The sequence below is a fragment of the Corynebacterium sp. MSK218 genome (assembly GCF_030232655.1).
Taxonomy (GTDB): Bacteria; Actinomycetota; Actinomycetes; order Mycobacteriales; family Mycobacteriaceae; genus Corynebacterium.
Map to the genome: position 1 here is coordinate 147,328 of NZ_JASPGN010000008.1, position 15,742 is coordinate 163,069.

At 59.8% G+C, this 15,742-nt stretch carries 19 protein-coding genes and 2 rRNA genes; 9 read left to right on the forward strand and 12 right to left on the reverse strand.

The window, feature by feature from the left end:
• Positions 1 to 87 precede the first annotated feature (87 nt).
• Positions 88 to 753: an ArsA family ATPase gene (locus QP922_RS08330; protein ID WP_284808853.1), complete on the forward strand. Its 666-nt coding sequence runs from the start codon at positions 88 to 90 to the stop codon at positions 751 to 753.
• Here QP922_RS08330 and QP922_RS08335 read toward each other — a convergent pair.
• Entirely contained in the window at positions 701 to 1,591 is an 891-nt protein-coding gene (locus tag QP922_RS08335) for a LysR family transcriptional regulator (protein ID WP_284808854.1), read from the reverse strand. The two genes, QP922_RS08330 and QP922_RS08335, sit on opposite strands and share 53 nt — an antisense overlap.
• A 71-nt stretch (positions 1,592 to 1,662) precedes the next feature.
• On the opposite strand from QP922_RS08335, the gene QP922_RS08340 reads away from it, so the two are divergent.
• Both QP922_RS08340 and QP922_RS08345 read left to right on the forward strand, forming a co-directional pair.
• A complete protein-coding gene (locus QP922_RS08340; RefSeq protein WP_284808855.1) occupies positions 1,663 to 2,814 on the forward strand; it encodes an MFS transporter in 1,152 nt (383 codons plus the stop codon).
• Between the two features lie 11 nt (positions 2,815 to 2,825).
• Positions 2,826 to 4,118 carry a copper oxidase gene (locus QP922_RS08345; protein ID WP_284808856.1) on the forward strand — a complete coding sequence of 431 codons (1,293 nt, stop codon included), beginning with the start codon at positions 2,826 to 2,828 and terminating at the stop codon, positions 4,116 to 4,118.
• 126 nt (positions 4,119 to 4,244) lie between these two features.
• Here the strand turns inward: QP922_RS08345 and QP922_RS08350 are convergent, their stop codons facing one another.
• On the reverse strand, positions 4,245 to 5,681 hold the full coding sequence (locus QP922_RS08350) for a TM0106 family RecB-like putative nuclease (protein ID WP_284808857.1): 1,437 nt from the start codon (positions 5,679 to 5,681) through the stop codon (positions 4,245 to 4,247).
• A gap of 74 nt (positions 5,682 to 5,755) precedes the next feature.
• On the opposite strand from QP922_RS08350, the gene QP922_RS08355 reads away from it, so the two are divergent.
• Positions 5,756 to 6,388 (forward strand): DUF6474 family protein, encoded by a 633-nt coding sequence (locus QP922_RS08355; RefSeq protein ID WP_039672640.1) that lies wholly within the window; start codon positions 5,756 to 5,758, stop codon positions 6,386 to 6,388.
• 353 nt (positions 6,389 to 6,741) lie between these two features.
• A complete protein-coding gene (locus QP922_RS08360; protein ID WP_039672644.1) occupies positions 6,742 to 7,059 on the forward strand; it encodes a histone-like nucleoid-structuring protein Lsr2 in 318 nt (105 codons plus the stop codon).
• Here QP922_RS08360 and QP922_RS08365 read toward each other — a convergent pair.
• Positions 7,056 to 7,694, reverse strand: coding sequence for a LuxR C-terminal-related transcriptional regulator (locus QP922_RS08365; protein ID WP_070673399.1), 639 nt, complete (start codon positions 7,692 to 7,694; stop codon positions 7,056 to 7,058). The two genes, QP922_RS08360 and QP922_RS08365, sit on opposite strands and share 4 nt — an antisense overlap.
• A 36-nt stretch (positions 7,695 to 7,730) precedes the next feature.
• The gene (locus QP922_RS08370; RefSeq protein ID WP_284808862.1) at positions 7,731 to 8,903 is read right to left on the reverse strand and encodes a sensor histidine kinase; all 1,173 of its coding nucleotides are present in this window, start codon (positions 8,901 to 8,903) and stop codon (positions 7,731 to 7,733) included.
• Here QP922_RS08370 and QP922_RS08375 point away from each other — a divergent pair.
• Positions 8,902 to 9,498 carry a DUF2020 domain-containing protein gene (locus tag QP922_RS08375; protein ID WP_284808864.1) on the forward strand — a complete coding sequence of 199 codons (597 nt, stop codon included), beginning with the start codon at positions 8,902 to 8,904 and terminating at the stop codon, positions 9,496 to 9,498. The genes QP922_RS08370 and QP922_RS08375 overlap by 2 nt on opposite strands.
• 14 nt (positions 9,499 to 9,512) lie before the next feature.
• Here QP922_RS08375 and QP922_RS08380 read toward each other — a convergent pair whose 3' ends face one another.
• Together QP922_RS08380 and QP922_RS08385 are read right to left on the reverse strand one after the other, a co-directional pair.
• Positions 9,513 to 9,665, reverse strand: a complete 153-nt coding sequence (locus QP922_RS08380; protein WP_181815411.1) for a hypothetical protein — start codon at positions 9,663 to 9,665, stop codon at positions 9,513 to 9,515.
• Complete coding sequence (locus QP922_RS08385) at positions 9,665 to 10,432, reverse strand: class E sortase (RefSeq protein WP_284808867.1); 768 nt, start codon at positions 10,430 to 10,432, stop codon at positions 9,665 to 9,667. The genes QP922_RS08380 and QP922_RS08385 overlap by 1 nt, the downstream gene beginning before the upstream one ends.
• 63 nt (positions 10,433 to 10,495) lie before the next feature.
• Here QP922_RS08385 and yidC point away from each other — a divergent pair, with 63 nt between their 5' ends.
• Positions 10,496 to 11,482, forward strand: coding sequence for a membrane protein insertase YidC (gene yidC / locus QP922_RS08390; protein ID WP_284808870.1), 987 nt, complete (start codon positions 10,496 to 10,498; stop codon positions 11,480 to 11,482).
• On the opposite strand, the gene QP922_RS08395 is transcribed toward yidC, so the two are convergent.
• The 4 genes from QP922_RS08395 to QP922_RS08410 all read right to left on the reverse strand — a co-directional run bounded on the left by QP922_RS08395 (position 11,439) and on the right by QP922_RS08410 (position 13,605).
• Positions 11,439 to 12,047: a TetR/AcrR family transcriptional regulator gene (locus QP922_RS08395; RefSeq protein ID WP_284808871.1), complete on the reverse strand. Its 609-nt coding sequence runs from the start codon at positions 12,045 to 12,047 to the stop codon at positions 11,439 to 11,441. The two genes, yidC and QP922_RS08395, sit on opposite strands and share 44 nt — an antisense overlap.
• Before the next feature lie 68 nt (positions 12,048 to 12,115).
• Positions 12,116 to 12,376 carry a GlsB/YeaQ/YmgE family stress response membrane protein gene (locus QP922_RS08400; RefSeq protein WP_039672661.1) on the reverse strand — a complete coding sequence of 87 codons (261 nt, stop codon included), beginning with the start codon at positions 12,374 to 12,376 and terminating at the stop codon, positions 12,116 to 12,118.
• 144 nt (positions 12,377 to 12,520) lie between these two features.
• Positions 12,521 to 13,417, reverse strand: coding sequence for a universal stress protein (locus QP922_RS08405; protein ID WP_039672662.1), 897 nt, complete (start codon positions 13,415 to 13,417; stop codon positions 12,521 to 12,523).
• 41 nt (positions 13,418 to 13,458) lie between these two features.
• On the reverse strand, positions 13,459 to 13,605 hold the full coding sequence (locus QP922_RS08410) for a hypothetical protein (RefSeq protein ID WP_168165583.1): 147 nt from the start codon (positions 13,603 to 13,605) through the stop codon (positions 13,459 to 13,461).
• On the opposite strand from QP922_RS08410, the gene QP922_RS08415 reads away from it, so the two are divergent.
• Positions 13,541 to 14,593, forward strand: a complete 1,053-nt coding sequence (locus QP922_RS08415) for a pseudouridine synthase (RefSeq protein WP_284808874.1) — start codon at positions 13,541 to 13,543, stop codon at positions 14,591 to 14,593. The two genes, QP922_RS08410 and QP922_RS08415, sit on opposite strands and share 65 nt — an antisense overlap.
• A gap of 124 nt (positions 14,594 to 14,717) precedes the next feature.
• Complete coding sequence (locus tag QP922_RS08420; protein ID WP_284808876.1) at positions 14,718 to 14,966, forward strand: hypothetical protein; 249 nt, start codon at positions 14,718 to 14,720, stop codon at positions 14,964 to 14,966.
• Positions 14,967 to 15,359: 393 nt separating this feature from the next.
• Here QP922_RS08420 and rrf read toward each other — a convergent pair.
• Positions 15,360 to 15,477: ribosomal RNA gene (rrf, locus tag QP922_RS08425) — 5S ribosomal RNA — on the reverse strand.
• 134 nt (positions 15,478 to 15,611) lie between these two features.
• A 23S ribosomal RNA gene (locus tag QP922_RS08430) occupies positions 15,612 to 15,742 on the reverse strand; the annotation flags it as partial.

The following is a 15,742-nucleotide window of genomic DNA, read 5'->3' on the forward strand; positions in this document are numbered from 1 at the left end:
GGCAGATTCAACAGCAGAATCATGTATTAGGATGGAGATTTCCATTTTGCAGGGTGGAAAGTACGGAATCCGCTTTTACCCTAGCCATTGGCCTCTGAGCTTGCCCGGCATTCGCCAGGCACGCACGAAGCGGCGATGCTGGAGCGCATCGCGGAGCTCATCGAGGACCGTGCGAACTACGATCACATTGTTTTCGATACCGCGCCTTCTGGGCATACCTCGCGGCTCATGGCGCTGCCGGACATCATGGCGGCCTATACCGATGGGCTGCTGGCGCGGCGCGAAAAATCCGATAAGTTCGGTGCCGTGGTGAGGGGGATGACCTCGGCGGAGAAGTCGGTATCCGCCAGCTCCATGGACCCGGTCGACCGCCGCAACCAGGAGATTCGCTCCACGCTGTTGAAGCGCCGCCGCCGCTTTGAGCACCTGCGCACAGCACTGACGAGCGCCTCGACGACCACCTTCTATCTCGTCCTCACCGCTGACCGCACCCCGGTGCTGGAAACATCCGAGTTCTTCGAGGAGCTTACCGCCAACGGAGTACATGTAGGCGGGCTCGTGGTCAACCGCCGCACGCCGGACAGCCAGGATGCGTTCTTAGCACAGCGCCGCGCCTCCGAGGACGAGGCACTCGCACTCTTGGCACAGGCGTTGCCTGGTCAGCCAATCGTGGAGATCCCTTGGCTGCCACATGAAGTCTCTACGCCGGAGGCGCTGACTGCACTGGCGGATTCCCTACCACAAAGTCTTTGAAGCGCTCCACGGGTGGTGCCTCATCGCCGATGCGCCACACCAGCCCCAGCTCACGGTAGGCCGCGGGCTGTAGCGGGATGAGGTTGCTGGTTTGCAGGTACGGATCATCAAGCGGCAGCAGCGCCGAGCCGAGCCCAGCCGCGACGAGCCCCGCGACGGTTGTGAGCTCCATCGACTCGAAGACGAGGCGCGGGCTAAACCCGGCGTGGGCTGCGAGATCATCGAGAAGCATGCGCGTTCCGTACCCCGGCAACATGCCGATAAAGGGCTCATCAGCAAAATCTTCGAGCCGCACGTTGTCTCGGCCCGCTGCCCAGTGGCCCTCCGGCACCGCTAGGCCAAGGCGCTGCAGTTTGAGCTGGTGCCAGCCCACCGCGGCGTCGGGGTCTGGGCGCGGACCCACAAGGGCCAAGTCCGATTCGCCTGCCAGCACACGGTCCACCAGTACGCGCGCAGCTCCCTGATGCAGGCGAATATCCACGTGGGGGTGCTCGGCGCGATAGGCCTTGAGCAGCTCTGGGACCATCCAGGTTCCTAGGGAATGCATAAAGTCGAGCCGCACCGTCCCGCGCTCTGGATCCATGAGGCGCGCCACGGCATCGCGTGCCGCAGTTTCGGCGGTGAGCATGCGGCGAGCCTGCTCAATGAAGACGCGGCCACGTGAGTTGAGCCGCAGGCGCCGACCACTTCGTTGGAATAGGCTCGCGCCGATGTCGGTCTCTATGCGCTGTACGCGGCGGGTCAAGGCGGGCTGGGAAAGTCCAAGGGAATCTGCCGCCGCTCCCACCAGTCCGTGGTCGGCCACGGCGACGACACCGCGTACATCCTCCAGGTTCATGCACACCTCGCATGGTTTACGTCATTTCTGAACATTTTACACATAACCGCGGGCAGGCCATGCTTATAGGCATGACGAGAACCCGGCGCGCCACCATCGCCATGCTCTTCGTGGGCCTGGCGATTTTTTCCTGCCTCTACCCCACCCAAGCCATGCTGCCCACGTTGGTGGAGGACATGGGCATGTCGTCCACCCAGGCCGCCATGACCATTTCCGCCGCCACGGGCGCGCTGGCCGTCTGCGTCATCCCGGTCTCCATCATTTCCGAACGCATTGGACGCGGAAAGCTCCTGCTCGTTTCCACCATTGCCGCCACGCTCATCGGCATGCTCGTACCACTCGCTCCGAATCCGGAGCTCCTCATTGCCATCCGCGCGCTTCAGGGCGCCGTTATTGCCGGCGCACCTGCCACCGCCATGGCCTGGATTTCGGAGGAACTGGAATCCAACTACGTTGCCCGCGCCATGGGCCTCTACATTGCCGGCACCACCATTGGTGGCCTTACCGGACGCCTCATCCCCACTGGCTTGCTCGAGCTCACCTCCTGGCGCTGGGCGCTTTTCGGCTCCAGCTTGGTCACTCTTATCCTGGCCATCATTGCGGCGATCCTGCTGCCCTACCAGCAGAATTTCACACCGAAGGAAATTCACTTCCGCTCAGAGCTCAGCGCCATCTTCCGCCACGGGCGCGATACCCGCCTCATCCCGCTGTTCATCGTGGCTTTTGTGGCCATGGGCACCTTCGTGTCCCTCTATAACTTTTTGGGATTCAGGCTTATCCACCATTTCCACCTCTCGCCCGGCCTGGCTGGCCTAGTGTTCCTCTTCTATCTCACGGGCACGTGGTCCTCTGCCCGCGCGGGTCGGCTCGTCACTCAGGTAGGCCATGCCAACACGTTGCTGTTGTCCTGTGCGTTGTTTGCCGTGGGCATCGCGCTGTGCGCAGGTTCCCTCATCCCCACCTTGCTTGGGATCGTCCTGCTCACTATTGGCTTCTTCGCCGCGCATTCGACGGCCTCAGGCTGGGTAGGCCACATCGCAACGCATGACCGCGCAGAGGCCTCGAGCCTGTATGTCTTCTTCTATTACCTGGGCAGTTCCGTATTGGGCGCGGTGTCCGGCATGCTTTTCGACGCCCTCCCCTGGCCCGGTTTCATCGCCACCTACGCCTTGCTGGCCGTGGGTATTGCGGGCATGAGTTGGGTTGTGAGAAAAACCGGATAAAATCGTGTTTTATGGACAAGTGGTCAGCACGTACATGGCATAGGAAAGCCTCCCGCCCAGTCAGCATCTGGATGATGGTCTTCCTCCTCGCCGGTGTCTCCCACATTCTTATCCCTAATTACCGCTGGGTACTCATCCACCTCTTTACGCTGGGTATTCTCACCAACAGCATCGTGGTGTGGTCCCAGCACCTCACCGAGAAGTTTGTGCAGCTCAAGCTCCCGGATTCTGCGCGGCCACAACAACTTGCACGCATCTATCTGCTCAACGTCGGCGTCATCTGCGTGCTGATTGGTCAGCTGCTCGTTGAGGCATGGGAGCCTCACTGGATTCTGACGCAGGTGGGCGCTACCTTCGTTGGCGCCGCGGTGCTCTGGCACGGCGCAGTGCTCTTCGGTTTGTGGCGCCTGGCGGAATCGAAACGCTTCCGGCCGGTCGTCGCCGCCTACGTGGCCTCGGCGGTCTCCCTCGCCGTGGGCGCGGCCCTCGGCGCGCTGCTCGCGGTCTTCCCCGCGCATCCGCGTCTGCTCATCGCTCATGTAGCCGCCAATGTGGGCGGCTTCGTAGGCCTTGCCGCGGCAGGGTCACTTACTATCTTGTTCCCCTCCATTTGGCGGACCAAGGGCGTCAACCCACGCATGCGCCTCAGCTTCACGCTGCTGGGCATCGGCGTGCTGGCCACCCTCATCGGTTCCGCGTGGAACGTCCCTGAAGCGGGGCTCATCGTCTACTGCGTGGGCTGGTTGGCGAGCCTACAAGGCTGGTTGGTCAATGTGCTCACCGTGGCCGAGGATCCCCGCGGGCGCATCACCTTCCCTGCGCTCTCCGCCCTCTTTTCAGCGTTCTGGCTGGTTGGCGGCCTGACCTACTACACCGCGCAGCACTTCTTCACCGAGGAGCCGAAGATTCCTATGCTCGCGCTCGTCGTCGGCTTTGCCGCTCAACTGCTCACCGGCGTCATGAGCTACCTCATGCCCACAACCATGGGCGGTGGCCCTTCCGCAGTGCGGGCAGGCCTGCGCGAATACAACCGCTGGGGAATCGGGCGCTCCGTCTTCATCAACGGCGGCCTCGCGCTGTGGCTCGCCACATCCAGCTCCCTCACCATGGTTGTCGCTTCTTTGCTCAGCCTCGGCTCCATGGCACTCTTCCCGGTCCTCACCGCCCGCGCAGTCAAGGCCCAGAAGGCAGTGATCCAAAAGAAGGCCGAGGGCCCAGCTCCGGAGACCACCACGGACTGGAACCAAGCGCTGATTGCCCTTGCTCTCCTCGTCCTCGTGGGCGCCCTCAGCTTCTTTATCTAAACCCCCAGACCTGGAACCCGAAACCTACAGGGCGTCGCCAAGCGCTTGCCGACGCCCCACCACCCACCAGGGAGTTTCGTGTTCCAGGTCTGGGGAAATGGAACGAGGCGATGACGCTGCCGTCGGTTAGGGGTCCAACGGCGGGATGCCCGGCGCGCCGGCAGACATCCATTCGCGGACCACGTGGGTGGCGGTGACATCGCCGGCGTTATAGCGCAGGATCTGCTCGCGGGCAGTAACATCGCCTGCCAATGCGGCGCGGCGAGCGTTAACGGATTCCTCGCCGTCGAAGTCCTCCGGCCACTCAAAACCCGCAACGGGCGCGACGGTCTTGAGGCTCAAGCCTGACGTCCCGGCGAAGCTGCGTTTGACATGGACGAACATGTCGACCCACTCCTCAGAGGAAATAAACTCCTCGACTTCCTGGAGCGCAGGCTGGTGGAAGCGCTCGGCGGAGCGGCGCATCCAGTGGTTTTCGCCGTGGGCAGAGTAGCAGTAGGCGGCGAAGGTCTTGCCCTCCTCGTGTGCCTGGGCACGCACGGTCATCAGCCATTCCCAGAACTCGGCGAAATTCTCCGCCTCCGCGCGGCCGCCCAACGGCTCCCACGTCGCGAAAGGGATGTACTCACCGTTGAGCCGCGCGCCCCACAAGTAGGCGCCTTGGTCGAGGTACGCCTCCATATCGACATCCACTTCGACGTCGGCGCGAGGCACGCTGACCTGGCTACGGCGCAGCAACGGAATACCTTCGCGCCAGGCGGCGGCGAGGGTGGAGGGGGAGCCGAGGGAGGCGTCGATAAGCGCCTGCACCGTCTCAATCCCGCGCTCCCGGTAAGGGTTCGCACGGTCGCCCGGTAGGAAGAGGGAAATGTCATCGCGGGCCTCAAGCTGGGGCTCGCACAGATGCCAGAAGCGACACGACGCGCACTCTTTGACGCGGCGCGGGCCTTCCGGGAGAGGCTGGGCAAGCGCAGCATCGATGGGATAACGCGCGGTATCGGTAACAAAAGCCTGGGTTCGATCCTGACCAATCGTCGCCCCGCGCCCCGAGTTGAGGCCCACCTCCTCTAGGCCCCGCGCGGCTAGGGCGAGCCGGTAGCCGTCGACGGCATGATGCTTAATTTTGTACTTCGCCGGCAAAGGCTCGCTTAGTCCCAGGCGATGCGTAGGCACGACCACGGCGCGTGCGTTGTCATTCGGACGGGCGACGCGGTGATCAGAGACGATGACTGGGGTGTAGTTCTCGCTCTCGCGAATGAGGAGCTCCACCCGAACCATCCACTCGTTGGTAGAGAAAACCGCGTTAGTGATGTGGGTATAACCGTAAGCCAAAGCCTCAAGCGTAGCCATGGCGCGTTCGAAGTCATCGCCTTCAAGGTCGATGCGGCGAAAACGACCGGGGCCTTTGCGGGGAACGAGAGCCAGGGCAGCCTCAATGGCTGCGGCATGGCGCTCCGCGCGAGCCTGGCCCGTCGGGGTGCGCGGGATGTCTGGATGTGCGCGGCGCTGCACGAGGCGATAGCGGCAGCCCACGAGGTCCGTGGCGACGAGCACATCTTTCACACCAGGTGAGCTTAGTAGACCACCTTGCTAAAGTTGTAGCGAGACCCTACCGATAAAAAATAAAGGACGTTTCAATGAGCTTGATCAAGAAGATCCGCAAGGCCCGCCGCGAAGCCCGCGCCGAGATCAAGGCCGCCAAGACCCGCGCAAAGGCCGAGGTCAAAGCAGCAGATAAGGCACGGCACCGTCAGCAGAAGCTGCTGGCCAAGCAAGAGAAGGCCCTCATCAAGTCCGAAGAAAAAGGTCTGAAGAAGCGCCGCAAGCACGAGTACAAGATGGCGCAGAAAGAACTCGAGCGCATCAAGGAAGGCCGTTTTAACAAGAACAACGTCAAGCGTTACGCTGGCGCCCTGCGCACCGCGGCCCCGTTGCTGCTGCCGCTGATTTACCGCGGTATTACCGCCGCGCAGCGAGAGGTAGAAAAGAATCGCGCCCAGAAGGCGGGTGTTTCCGCTGACCAGCTCGCGTCCTTTGCTGGCCACGGCGCACCGCTGAAGGCCCGCACCGCCGGCATCCGCAACTCCCTGAAGGACGCCAACGTGCCGGTCGGCTTCAAGCGTGACGTCAAGGAGCGCCTCAATGAGCTCGATGCTGCTATCGAGAACGCTGAGTACATGACCGAGCAGCAGCGTCAGCGTGCACACCGCTCCATCTCCGGTGAGATTGACTCCATCAACGCCGATATCCAGGCCAAGCTGCGCGCTTAATCTACCCAGCTTGCCTGTGCCGCGGCCTCCATGGTCGCGGCTTTCGTGTTTTCACCGCTATTTTTACCTCCACGCCCTAGACCTTTTAAAACGGATTTAAAAAGAGAATCAGTTTCTTCACCGATTCCCCAAAAGTCACGTGGCGAATCTAGCGCGGAATATCGCCCCGTTTTGCCGCACAGCTCTAATTCTTTAGTGTTCTCCGGTGTAGATAAAACTATTTCTCATATATAGTCGGGGGCGAGGATAAATAGTCCCTAAAGCCATCCCTCAAAAGATAGCTTCTTTTGTCAATCGCCTTCCCGCCCAGCACACAAGGCCGGAAGGAACACACCACTACCGTATGGAGAATCATGGCTCGCCGCGAAGTAACGCAGTTCTTTGATGACCTTGACAATAGCCCGCTTACTGAAGAAGAACTTACCGTCATCCGTTTTAGCGTTGACGGGAAGGATTATCTCCTGGATGTTTCCAAGGAGAATGCAGAGAAGTTTCACGCCGCAATGGAACCTTTTGTGAAGGCTGCTCGCCACCCCATCAAGAAGGAAACGCGCAGCTACAGGCCCGCTGATGTCCGCGAGTGGGCAGCCAAGCACGGCTACGAGGTAGCTGAGCGCGGCAAGATCCGCAACGACGTCATTTTGGCCTACCGCGACGCCAACAACCTTTAGAGCACTCCCTGCTCGCGGGCAGCAGCCACGGCAGAGGTGCGCGAGCGCACGCCCAGCTTGTCGTAAATGTGGACAAGGTGGGATTTCACCGTGGCTTCTGAGAGCATAAGCTCCACGCCAATTTCACGGTTGGACGAACCAGCGGCGACGAGCTTGAGAACTTCCAGCTCGCGCGGCGTAAGCGACGTACGCGGGGTGCGCACGCGGGTCATGAGCTTGTCCGCCACGACGGGGGACAGCGCCGAGTCACCTTCGGCAGCGGAACGCACCGCGGCAAGCAACTCGGCCGGTGGCGCATCTTTGAGCAAGTAGCCGACCGCACCGGATTCGATAGCACCGAGAATATCCGCATCGGTGTCATAGTTGGTCACCACGAGGACCTTGGGGGGATTATCCATGGAAAAGCGGATAGCCGCGGTGGCTTCCGCACCGGTCATGACGCGAGTGCCTTCAATACCGGCGCCAAAGCGCAGGTCCATGAGGAGGACATCGATTCCGCCTGCTTGTGCGGCAGATACCGCGGCTTCAGCCGTGGCAACCTCACCTACTACCTCGATGTCCTCGGCGCCCTCGAGCACCGAGCGTAGACCCAAGCGCACGATCTCGTGGTCATCGGCAAGCAAGACCCTAATCACGGGCTTCCTCCTCATTGGTACGGTGTGGACAAATTCTTAATCTACATCGTTATTTAAGGGCACACTAACTGAGACCGCCGCACCCATGCCTGGTGTGGATTCAATCACGACCTCGCCCCCGAGCTCTTCCGCACGGCGACGCATAGCCGCCAGCCCAATATGGCCTAGTCCGGCGGGTTTATTCTCCACCGCCTCCACATCAAAGCCCTGACCGTTATCCACCACGTCCACGCGCACCTCGTCCGGCGCATACGTGACGGTCACTCGGGCCTTGGAGGCGTGGGCATGCTTGACGACGTTGCCCACCGCGCCCTGCGCAATCCTCAACAACGCCGCCTCCACCTTCATAGGAAGCTGCTGCGCTTCGCCTTCCACATCCACTGAAACGTCCACGTCCCCGGTGGCCGCAAAATTATCCGCCATGCGGGTCAGCGCTGCCCCGAGGGACGTTTCGGACAGTGCGGCCGGCTGCAGTGCCGCAATCATGGCGCGGGCTTCATGGAGGTTATCCGCTGCAGTGCGGCGCGCAAGCTCAATGCGTTCTTGCGCCTTGGGGATATTCTCCGTGGCGAGGTCACGGTCAGCAGCATGGAGCAGCATTTGAATCGAGGACAGCCCTTGGGCCAAGGTGTCGTGAATCTCGTGCGCAATGCGCTGGCGTTCGGCGGTCATGCCAGCCTCGCGCTCGGACTCCACTAACTGCGAGCGGGTTTCCATAAGTTCGCGGTTCATTCTGCTCAAGGCAGAGAAAGCATAGGTGATAGCGATAGTCACCAAAGCTGAGACTGCCGGCCCCATGATGCCACCAAAAGTCAGCCCGCCTGGTATCTGCACAACGACGGTCACCACCGTGGCCACGAGCACGCAGATAATGCCAGGAATCATCTCCAACACGTAGAGATACACAAAATACAAAGAAAAGACGAGGTAGATGGCCGCCGGGGCCACCGCCATATCCGCCAGCCATAGCACCGTGAGGATAGCCAACCAACCATATTGCGCGATGCGGGGCAACGACTCGACGTAGGCGGTTCCACCGAAGTAGACCACGGCGAAGGACACGAGCAGCAGCAGATTGAGCACGCCCTGCCACAAGGGCAGGCGCACCGTGGTGAAGATAGCCACCACCAGAAGCGTCGCGGTCAGGATGTGGATCCCGTTGCGCATTGCATCCGAGTCAACTGAACGCTGGTCTAGTGTGGAGGTCATGCGCCTCAGCCTACTTCCCCCTCTTGCTGCCTGTCTGATCAGTATCGGCCTTCTCACCACCGGCTGCGCAGACTCCGGTCAGCCCGCAAACCCCACACCGAACGACACTCACGACAGCGCCCCCGCTACGGACAGTTCCCTAGCTGGCTCTCCGGAGAGCCCTGCCGCCAGCGGCGATGGACTGCCCGTCGACGCCTCGGCTGAGGTCACCGACTGGGAAGACTGCCCTTACCTGGATACCCAGTGGGTCGCAGATACGAATGGGCAGAGGATGACCCGGTGGGGCGTCGACAAGCGCTTTAGCACCCCTGCCTGCGTATTCTGGTCCTACCCGGAGGAGCCGCAGGCCACCGTCATCGTACGGGAGATGCCCAGCGTGGAGGAGGCGCGCGCGGTTGTCGATGCCGCCGCCCCCATCAACGACACCGAGCTGGCGGAATTCGACGGCTGGTCAGGCGGGCGTGGAGTATTTGAGGATCACTCCGTCTTCGCCGTGCAGAAGGACACCCACGCGGTGCTCGTGTGGTCAAACCAGTTACAAACCCTGAAGCCGCAGCTCATTGCGCAGGAGACTATTGCACACCTTGGGCTCTAAAGCGCCCAGCGCTGCTACACGGCGACGTCGTTGTAGGGCATCAAGGTCGAGACCCACGGGAACACAACCTCCATGAGCAGGAAGAACACGGCGACGATGAGGGCCACCGCCAGCACAGCTTTCACCACAGTCGGGCCGGGCAAAAGGTTCCAGAGCGCGCGATACATTAGTTCTCCTCCAAGACGGCGGGGCGGTCATTCTCGTGAGAGTCGGGGGATTTCTCTTCCCGTTCGGTCTCCATGGCATGGATAATCATGCGCTCCGCATTGGAGAATTGCGGGTGGCACGTGGTGAGCGTGAGCAGCCCCTCACTAGCCTCAACGCCTGCGTCCGGCGGGGTGCCCGGTATCGGATCCAGCACGCTGACATCACCCGGAAGCGTAATGTGGCGTCCCTGAATCTGCTGGTACTCCGGCTTCTCACGCTGCTCAGGCGTGAGACAGTCTGCTGGTGCTCCGTCAATGGGCAGCACGCGGTAGGTAATCCACTCCGTAGATGTCTCAATCACGATGGCATCGCAGGTCTGCAGGTTACCCAGGTCATTAAACGGCGCGCCTTTGCCCACACGATGTCCCGCGACGGCTAAATTCCCCAGCTCACCGGGCATCTGTGTATCCGTATACCGTCCGGGGCCGCGCAGAAGGTCATCTTCATTCGTGCCTTCCAACACCGCGAAAGCGAAGTCAGAACCAAACGCCGGGATGTAAAGGCGCGCAAAAGCCTCACCCAGCTTCGGCGCCTGGCCCTGTCCACGCGGATTGTGCCACTCCTCCTGCAGGGTTTCGTTGGCTTCCTCCTGCAGGTGGCCGGATGCGATATTGGTCCAATAGGACTCATAAAACGCGAAAAGCAAAAGCAGCACGCCGGCTGTCAACATGAGCTCTCCAATGACGGTGCTCACCGTTGTTCTTCGTCGCGTTGTGGGCTGTGGCATGTTCTCTACCCTAGCCCCTGTACCGTATAAGTACCCCACTCAGAGGACGGAGAGGAGTCCACGATGCTCGAGATTTTCATGTACCCCGTCTCCGGGATCATGAAGCTGTGGCATCTGCTGTTTAGCTCGTTCCTTGACGGCTCGATGGCATGGATCCTCACGATCGTCTTCCTCGTGCTGACAGTACGCGGCATCATTGCCCCACTGAACTGGCAGTCAGTCAAGCAGGGGCGTATTGGTGCGCTTATGCGCCCGGAGATGACGGAGCTCAATCAACAGCTGCGCCACGTCACGGACGTCGAAGAGGCGGTAGCTCTCCTCACCGAGCAGCGCGAGTTGAAGCGGCGCTACAAGCACAACCCTATGCTCGGCTGTTTCCCGTCCTTCATCATTGTTCCCGCGTTTATTGGCCTCTACCAGGTGGTTCTGAGGGTCTCCGGTTCTACCCAGGAAGAGGTGGGGATGCTGACGCTTTCCGACGTCTCCTCCTTCCGCACCTCCACCGTCTTTGGCGTCCCCCTCACGGATTTCGCCCGCGACCACCGTGACTTGGTGCTACCCATGCTCGTGGCTGCGCTCGTGTTTACCTCTTTGAGCACCCTCATCATGCTCTACCGCGGTTTCCTCACCACGCAGTTTGATCAGAAGATTCCACGCCGGCTGCTGTGGTTCATGGCGCTCATGGTGGTGCTGATCCCCTGGATGCTGTGGAATGTGGCGTGGCACGGCCCCATCCCCGTGACCATCATCTTCTACTGGGGTTGTTCCTACCTCTTCTCGCTAGTGCAGACCGTTGTCTATGAGTCAATCTTGCGCCGACGTTATCCACTTCCGGAGGCCGTTCACGAGCAGCGCCGCGCAAGCATTCAGCGCTGGCGTACGAAGGAAGCCAAGAAAAACAAGAAGGCCCTGAAGGCTCAATTCAAGGCTAATCCGGAGCAGAAGGAAGAATACGACGTTTCCCGAAAGCGCCACTCAGCAATCCTTGCTGAGGCACGGAAGATTGTTAAATCGAATAGTCAGCGGGAGGAGCCGACAACAGCTGAATAGCCAGCTGCTTCGCGGTGACCAGCGGTGCCGATTCCCGGGTCAACCGTGCACCGGCAAGACCACCATCCAAGAAGATGAGGAGCTGGCTGGCCTGATCCTCTGAGGGGTAGCCATTCTTAGCGTTGAGGAGCGCTGTAATGGTGGAGTGCATCCAGGAGCGGTGCTCCACGCAGGCAGCTACAATACCCCTCTCGGCATCGGTCTCTGGGCGCGGATACTCACCCGCTGCGTTGAGGAAGTGCGAGCCGCGGTATTCGATGGTGGGCTGTTCCTCAATGGCTTTATCAAAGAAGGCGAGGATCTTGCTTTCCGCATCGGTAGCGCCCTCGGTACGTTCCTGCCAATCGGCACGGTACTGCTCATCAAGCGCCTCAACATAGGCAATGACGAGAGCATCCTTAGAGCCGAAAAGCGAGTACAGCGAAGCCTTGGCTACGTCGGCCTCGCGCAGGATACGGTCGATGCCGATGACGCGAATACCCTCAGTGGTAAAGAGCCGCGTTGCTGAATCGAGCAGTCGGCTGCGCGGGCTCGGGCGATTGCGTCGCGACTTCTTCTCAGCCATTTCTTCTCCTCACATGACAAAACCGGTTCATCTACACAATATAGACAAACCGGTATGTATGTGAAATTTTACTTCTTGCGGCCAGTCACTGCGCCCACGATCCACAGCAAGATACATGCACCGACCGTGGCGGTAATGATCATAAGGAACCAGCTATCGCCCACGTTCTTATTGAAGAGGGCCAGCAGGCCACCGCCGATAACACCGCCGATAACACCGACGATGAGGTTGGTAAACAGACCCTGATCGCGCTTCATAATCTTCTCTGCGAGCCAACCGGCAATGATACCGACGATGATCGAGCTAAAGAAACCGAGACCAAGTCCCATGATGTACTACTCCTTGTTAGTCCTTGTTAATGAAATTTTGTTGCGTACGTCCACAAGTGTACGCACAAAACGACGAAACGATCCGGCTGCAGGGCCATTCACAGGCTGCTGCAGCCGAATCGTTATTGCGGAGTAATAGAACGGTTACTCAGAGTCTGGGCGAACCACCATCATCGGGCACGGAGCCGACTGCAGAAGGGCACGGGAGGTGGAGCCAAGGAGCATGCCCTTGAAACCACCACGGCCGTGGGAACCGACGACCAGCAGCTGGGCACCTTCAGAGGCATCCGTCAGCGCACGGACCGGGCGGTCGCGGGCGATGACCTTCTTGACCGGTACATCCGGGTACTCTTTCTGAAGGTCAGCAAGGCGTTCAGTCAGCAGCTCTGCCTGCTCCTTCTCAACCTCTGCCCACTCAGCCTGAGCCGCGGACAGACCAGCGAGGGAAGCCTGGACCTGCATGTCCATCCAGGTGTGCACCGCGATGAGTTCAGCGCCACGCGCATCCGCTTCCTTGAAGGCGTAGTCCGTAGCCTTCTGGGAGACCTCAGAGCCATCGACACCCACGACAACCGGGCCGTACTTGGTGGAATCAGTGACGTGGTTGTCTTCACGCACAACCACAACCGGGCAGGACGCGTGGGAAACCACCGACGCAGAGACCGAGCCCATGACCATGCCGGACAGGCCGCCCATGCCGCGGGAGCCCATCACAATCATGGTGACGTCCTTGGACATCTCCAGCAGCATGTCAATCGGGGAACCCTCAGCCACGGTGTGGCCAATCTTCAGCTCTGGCGCTACCTTGTGGGCTTCAGCGCGGGCAGCCTCAATCTTCTCAAGGGTTTCTGCCTGGAGGTCGTCGAAAAGCTCCTTCGGCGGAACCATGCCTTCGGCGTAGAGGAACTGCGGCATCGTGTAGCTCGATGCGATGCGAAGCGGGATCCCGCGCTTCATTGCAGTGTTAGCAGCCCAACGGACGGCGTTCTTCGACGCCTCCGAACCATCAACGGCTACGACGACAATGTCTTCCTTGGCCATGACCTTATCCTTTCGACGTGCTTACACCTCCAGTCTAATACCTATAGGCCGGCCTGTGGGGTGGTAGCAGCATCCGCATTAGCGGGGAAGAGGACGTTGTACAGGGTCACCGCAATGTCACGAATGACTGCACCGATACCATTGGAAAAGAAGTCAATGACGGGCGCGAGAATAGAGTTAAAATCCATGGGAGAAAGAATAGTCCAAAAAAGGCGTGGCGCAACCCCACTTCCTATCCGTGATGGTCTAAATCCCACCCAGGCTCGCGTCACCGAAGGTCCGGTATCAGCATGGGACTTCGTGCAGAATCTCATCCTCACGCAGCGCCATCGCCACCCCGAAGACAACGAGGGTGCGCTTCAAGCACGTTTTGATGCCGGGGAGGTTGTGCGCCAAGATGGCACCCACTTAAGCCCTCATTCCATCCTGGCCACCAACACAGTCCTTTACTTCTACCGCATGCCGGCACCGGAAACTCCCGTCCCATACGACATTCCCATCCTCTTTGAGGACAACCACCTTCTCGTCGCGGACAAACCTCCCTTCATGGCCACGATGCCCCGCGCCCGCCACATTACGGAGACAGCCACCGTACGTTTACGCCGAAAGACAGGCAACAACGAACTTTCCCCCGCGCATCGCCTCGATCGCCTTACCTCCGGCATACTCGTCTTCACCAAAGACCGCTCCGTTCGGGGAGCTTACCAAACGCTCTTCGCCGAGCGCCGCGTCACCAAGACGTACGAAGCCATCGCCCCGCTTGCCGACGTCTACCCCGGCACCCTCTGGCGCTCCCGCATGGAGAAGACCCCGGGCGAACTACAAGGGCGCATTGTCGAGGGCGAAGTCAACGCCATCACCGAAGTCGCCGCAGTCGAACCAATCGACAAGGCCCCCTACGAAGCCATCCACGGACCACTACCCGATCTAGCGAAGTACACCCTCAAACCCCACACGGGCAAGACACATCAACTGAGACTTCACATGCTTCAAGCGGGCATCCCCATTATTGGCGACCCCATCTACCCCGTCATCTACCCCGCCGAGGCCGAAGACATGCGAGTTCCGATGCACTTAACGGCGACTAACATTTCTTTCATTGACCCCGTTACCGGCGACACCCGTGAGTTCACCTCACAATTGCCCCTCTATACCCATAGATTGATTGACCATTAATTTCCGCCACAAGACCACTACACTCAGCGTCGATGGAATAGCGACGACAACCCATTGCCTTAAACTTTTCGGTCCGATAGCCTGGAAATCCCCTATATTTCCCTATCCGAAAGGACCTGACTCGATGAAGAAGCCCCTAGCTATCATCGGCGCCGCCGCACTGCTTTTGACAGCAGCCCCCACTGCGAACGCTGAAGACAGCACAGCCCACAATACCAACCAGGGCTCGTCCACCGATCTCAATGAGCTCGTCGTCGATTCCCCCATTTACGACATCATCGCCATCCCAGTCACGCTCTCATCAATGGTACTTTCGCTCATTGGTATTCCTCAGTGCGGTTTGCATGACACCCGCGGATGCAAGAAGGGTTAAGAGCCGAAGGCCAATCGCCAGCTTTTACCTCAATATAAAAAGCCCGCCAGCCCAGCGTTTTTGGGTTGGCGGGTATCCATTTGCCGCGCTTTGCCACTTCTCTCGGGTCAGCTCTAGGCGCAACCTGATTCCTGTTCACGGTGGCGGCTGGCTTTTGTATGTGTCCAGAGGTGGAAGTCCAGACCCGCAGGTCAGGGTTTCCCGGGGTTTTGGGTGGGTGGTACGCCAGCTGCGCCGTTCGGTTTTCAGGTCTGGACTGTTAGGCTCGGGTCTTTTCGGCCTGTTAGGGCTTGCGGGGTGCGGGGGTGGTGGAAAGCCAAAAAAGAGACCATAAAGCAGTTGTGCTTTAACGGTCTCTCTTTGTTGTTTATTGAGTTGTTTGTTGTTGTTTGGTGTCGGCGGTTTCTTACTCTCCCACAACCTCCCGGTTGCAGTACCATCAGCGCGGGCAGGCTTAGCTTCCGGGTTCGGAATGGGTCCGGGCGTTTCCCTGCTGCTATAGGCCACCGACAAACACACGAGGCATTGTGTGTGCCTGGTCGTGTGTGTTGTGTCAGATACTGTGTAGTGGACGCGAGTGACAGTGACGTGTCTGTTGCTTTGTTGTTTGTGTTGTTTCTCCAAACCCTGCTTGTTGTTTGGGTTTGGTGTGTTTGTTTTGGTCTATTAGTACCAGTAGCCTTCACACCTTGCGGTGCGTCCAGGTCTGGCCTATCAACCCCATCGTCTGTAGGGGACCTCAAATGAAACCTCATCTTAAAACAGGCTTCCCGCTT

Coding starts and splice junctions, on each gene's coding strand:
- QP922_RS08335 (WP_284808854.1), bottom strand. CDS start 1,591: ATGAACCTGGAGGATGTACGCGGTGTCGTCGCCGTGGCCGACCACGGA.
- QP922_RS08340 (WP_284808855.1), top strand. CDS start 1,663: ATGACGAGAACCCGGCGCGCCACCATCGCCATGCTCTTCGTGGGCCTG.
- QP922_RS08345 (WP_284808856.1), top strand. CDS start 2,826: ATGGACAAGTGGTCAGCACGTACATGGCATAGGAAAGCCTCCCGCCCA.
- QP922_RS08355 (WP_039672640.1), top strand. CDS start 5,756: ATGAGCTTGATCAAGAAGATCCGCAAGGCCCGCCGCGAAGCCCGCGCC.
- QP922_RS08360 (WP_039672644.1), top strand. CDS start 6,742: ATGGCTCGCCGCGAAGTAACGCAGTTCTTTGATGACCTTGACAATAGC.
- QP922_RS08375 (WP_284808864.1), top strand. CDS start 8,902: ATGCGCCTCAGCCTACTTCCCCCTCTTGCTGCCTGTCTGATCAGTATC.
- QP922_RS08370 (WP_284808862.1), bottom strand. CDS start 8,903: ATGACCTCCACACTAGACCAGCGTTCAGTTGACTCGGATGCAATGCGC.
- QP922_RS08380 (WP_181815411.1), bottom strand. CDS start 9,665: ATGTATCGCGCGCTCTGGAACCTTTTGCCCGGCCCGACTGTGGTGAAA.
- QP922_RS08385 (WP_284808867.1), bottom strand. CDS start 10,432: ATGCCACAGCCCACAACGCGACGAAGAACAACGGTGAGCACCGTCATT.
- yidC (WP_284808870.1), top strand. CDS start 10,496: ATGCTCGAGATTTTCATGTACCCCGTCTCCGGGATCATGAAGCTGTGG.
- QP922_RS08395 (WP_284808871.1), bottom strand. CDS start 12,047: ATGGCTGAGAAGAAGTCGCGACGCAATCGCCCGAGCCCGCGCAGCCGA.
- QP922_RS08400 (WP_039672661.1), bottom strand. CDS start 12,376: ATGGGACTTGGTCTCGGTTTCTTTAGCTCGATCATCGTCGGTATCATT.
- QP922_RS08405 (WP_039672662.1), bottom strand. CDS start 13,417: ATGGCCAAGGAAGACATTGTCGTCGTAGCCGTTGATGGTTCGGAGGCG.
- QP922_RS08415 (WP_284808874.1), top strand. CDS start 13,541: ATGACTGCACCGATACCATTGGAAAAGAAGTCAATGACGGGCGCGAGA.
- QP922_RS08410 (WP_168165583.1), bottom strand. CDS start 13,605: ATGGATTTTAACTCTATTCTCGCGCCCGTCATTGACTTCTTTTCCAAT.
- QP922_RS08420 (WP_284808876.1), top strand. CDS start 14,718: ATGAAGAAGCCCCTAGCTATCATCGGCGCCGCCGCACTGCTTTTGACA.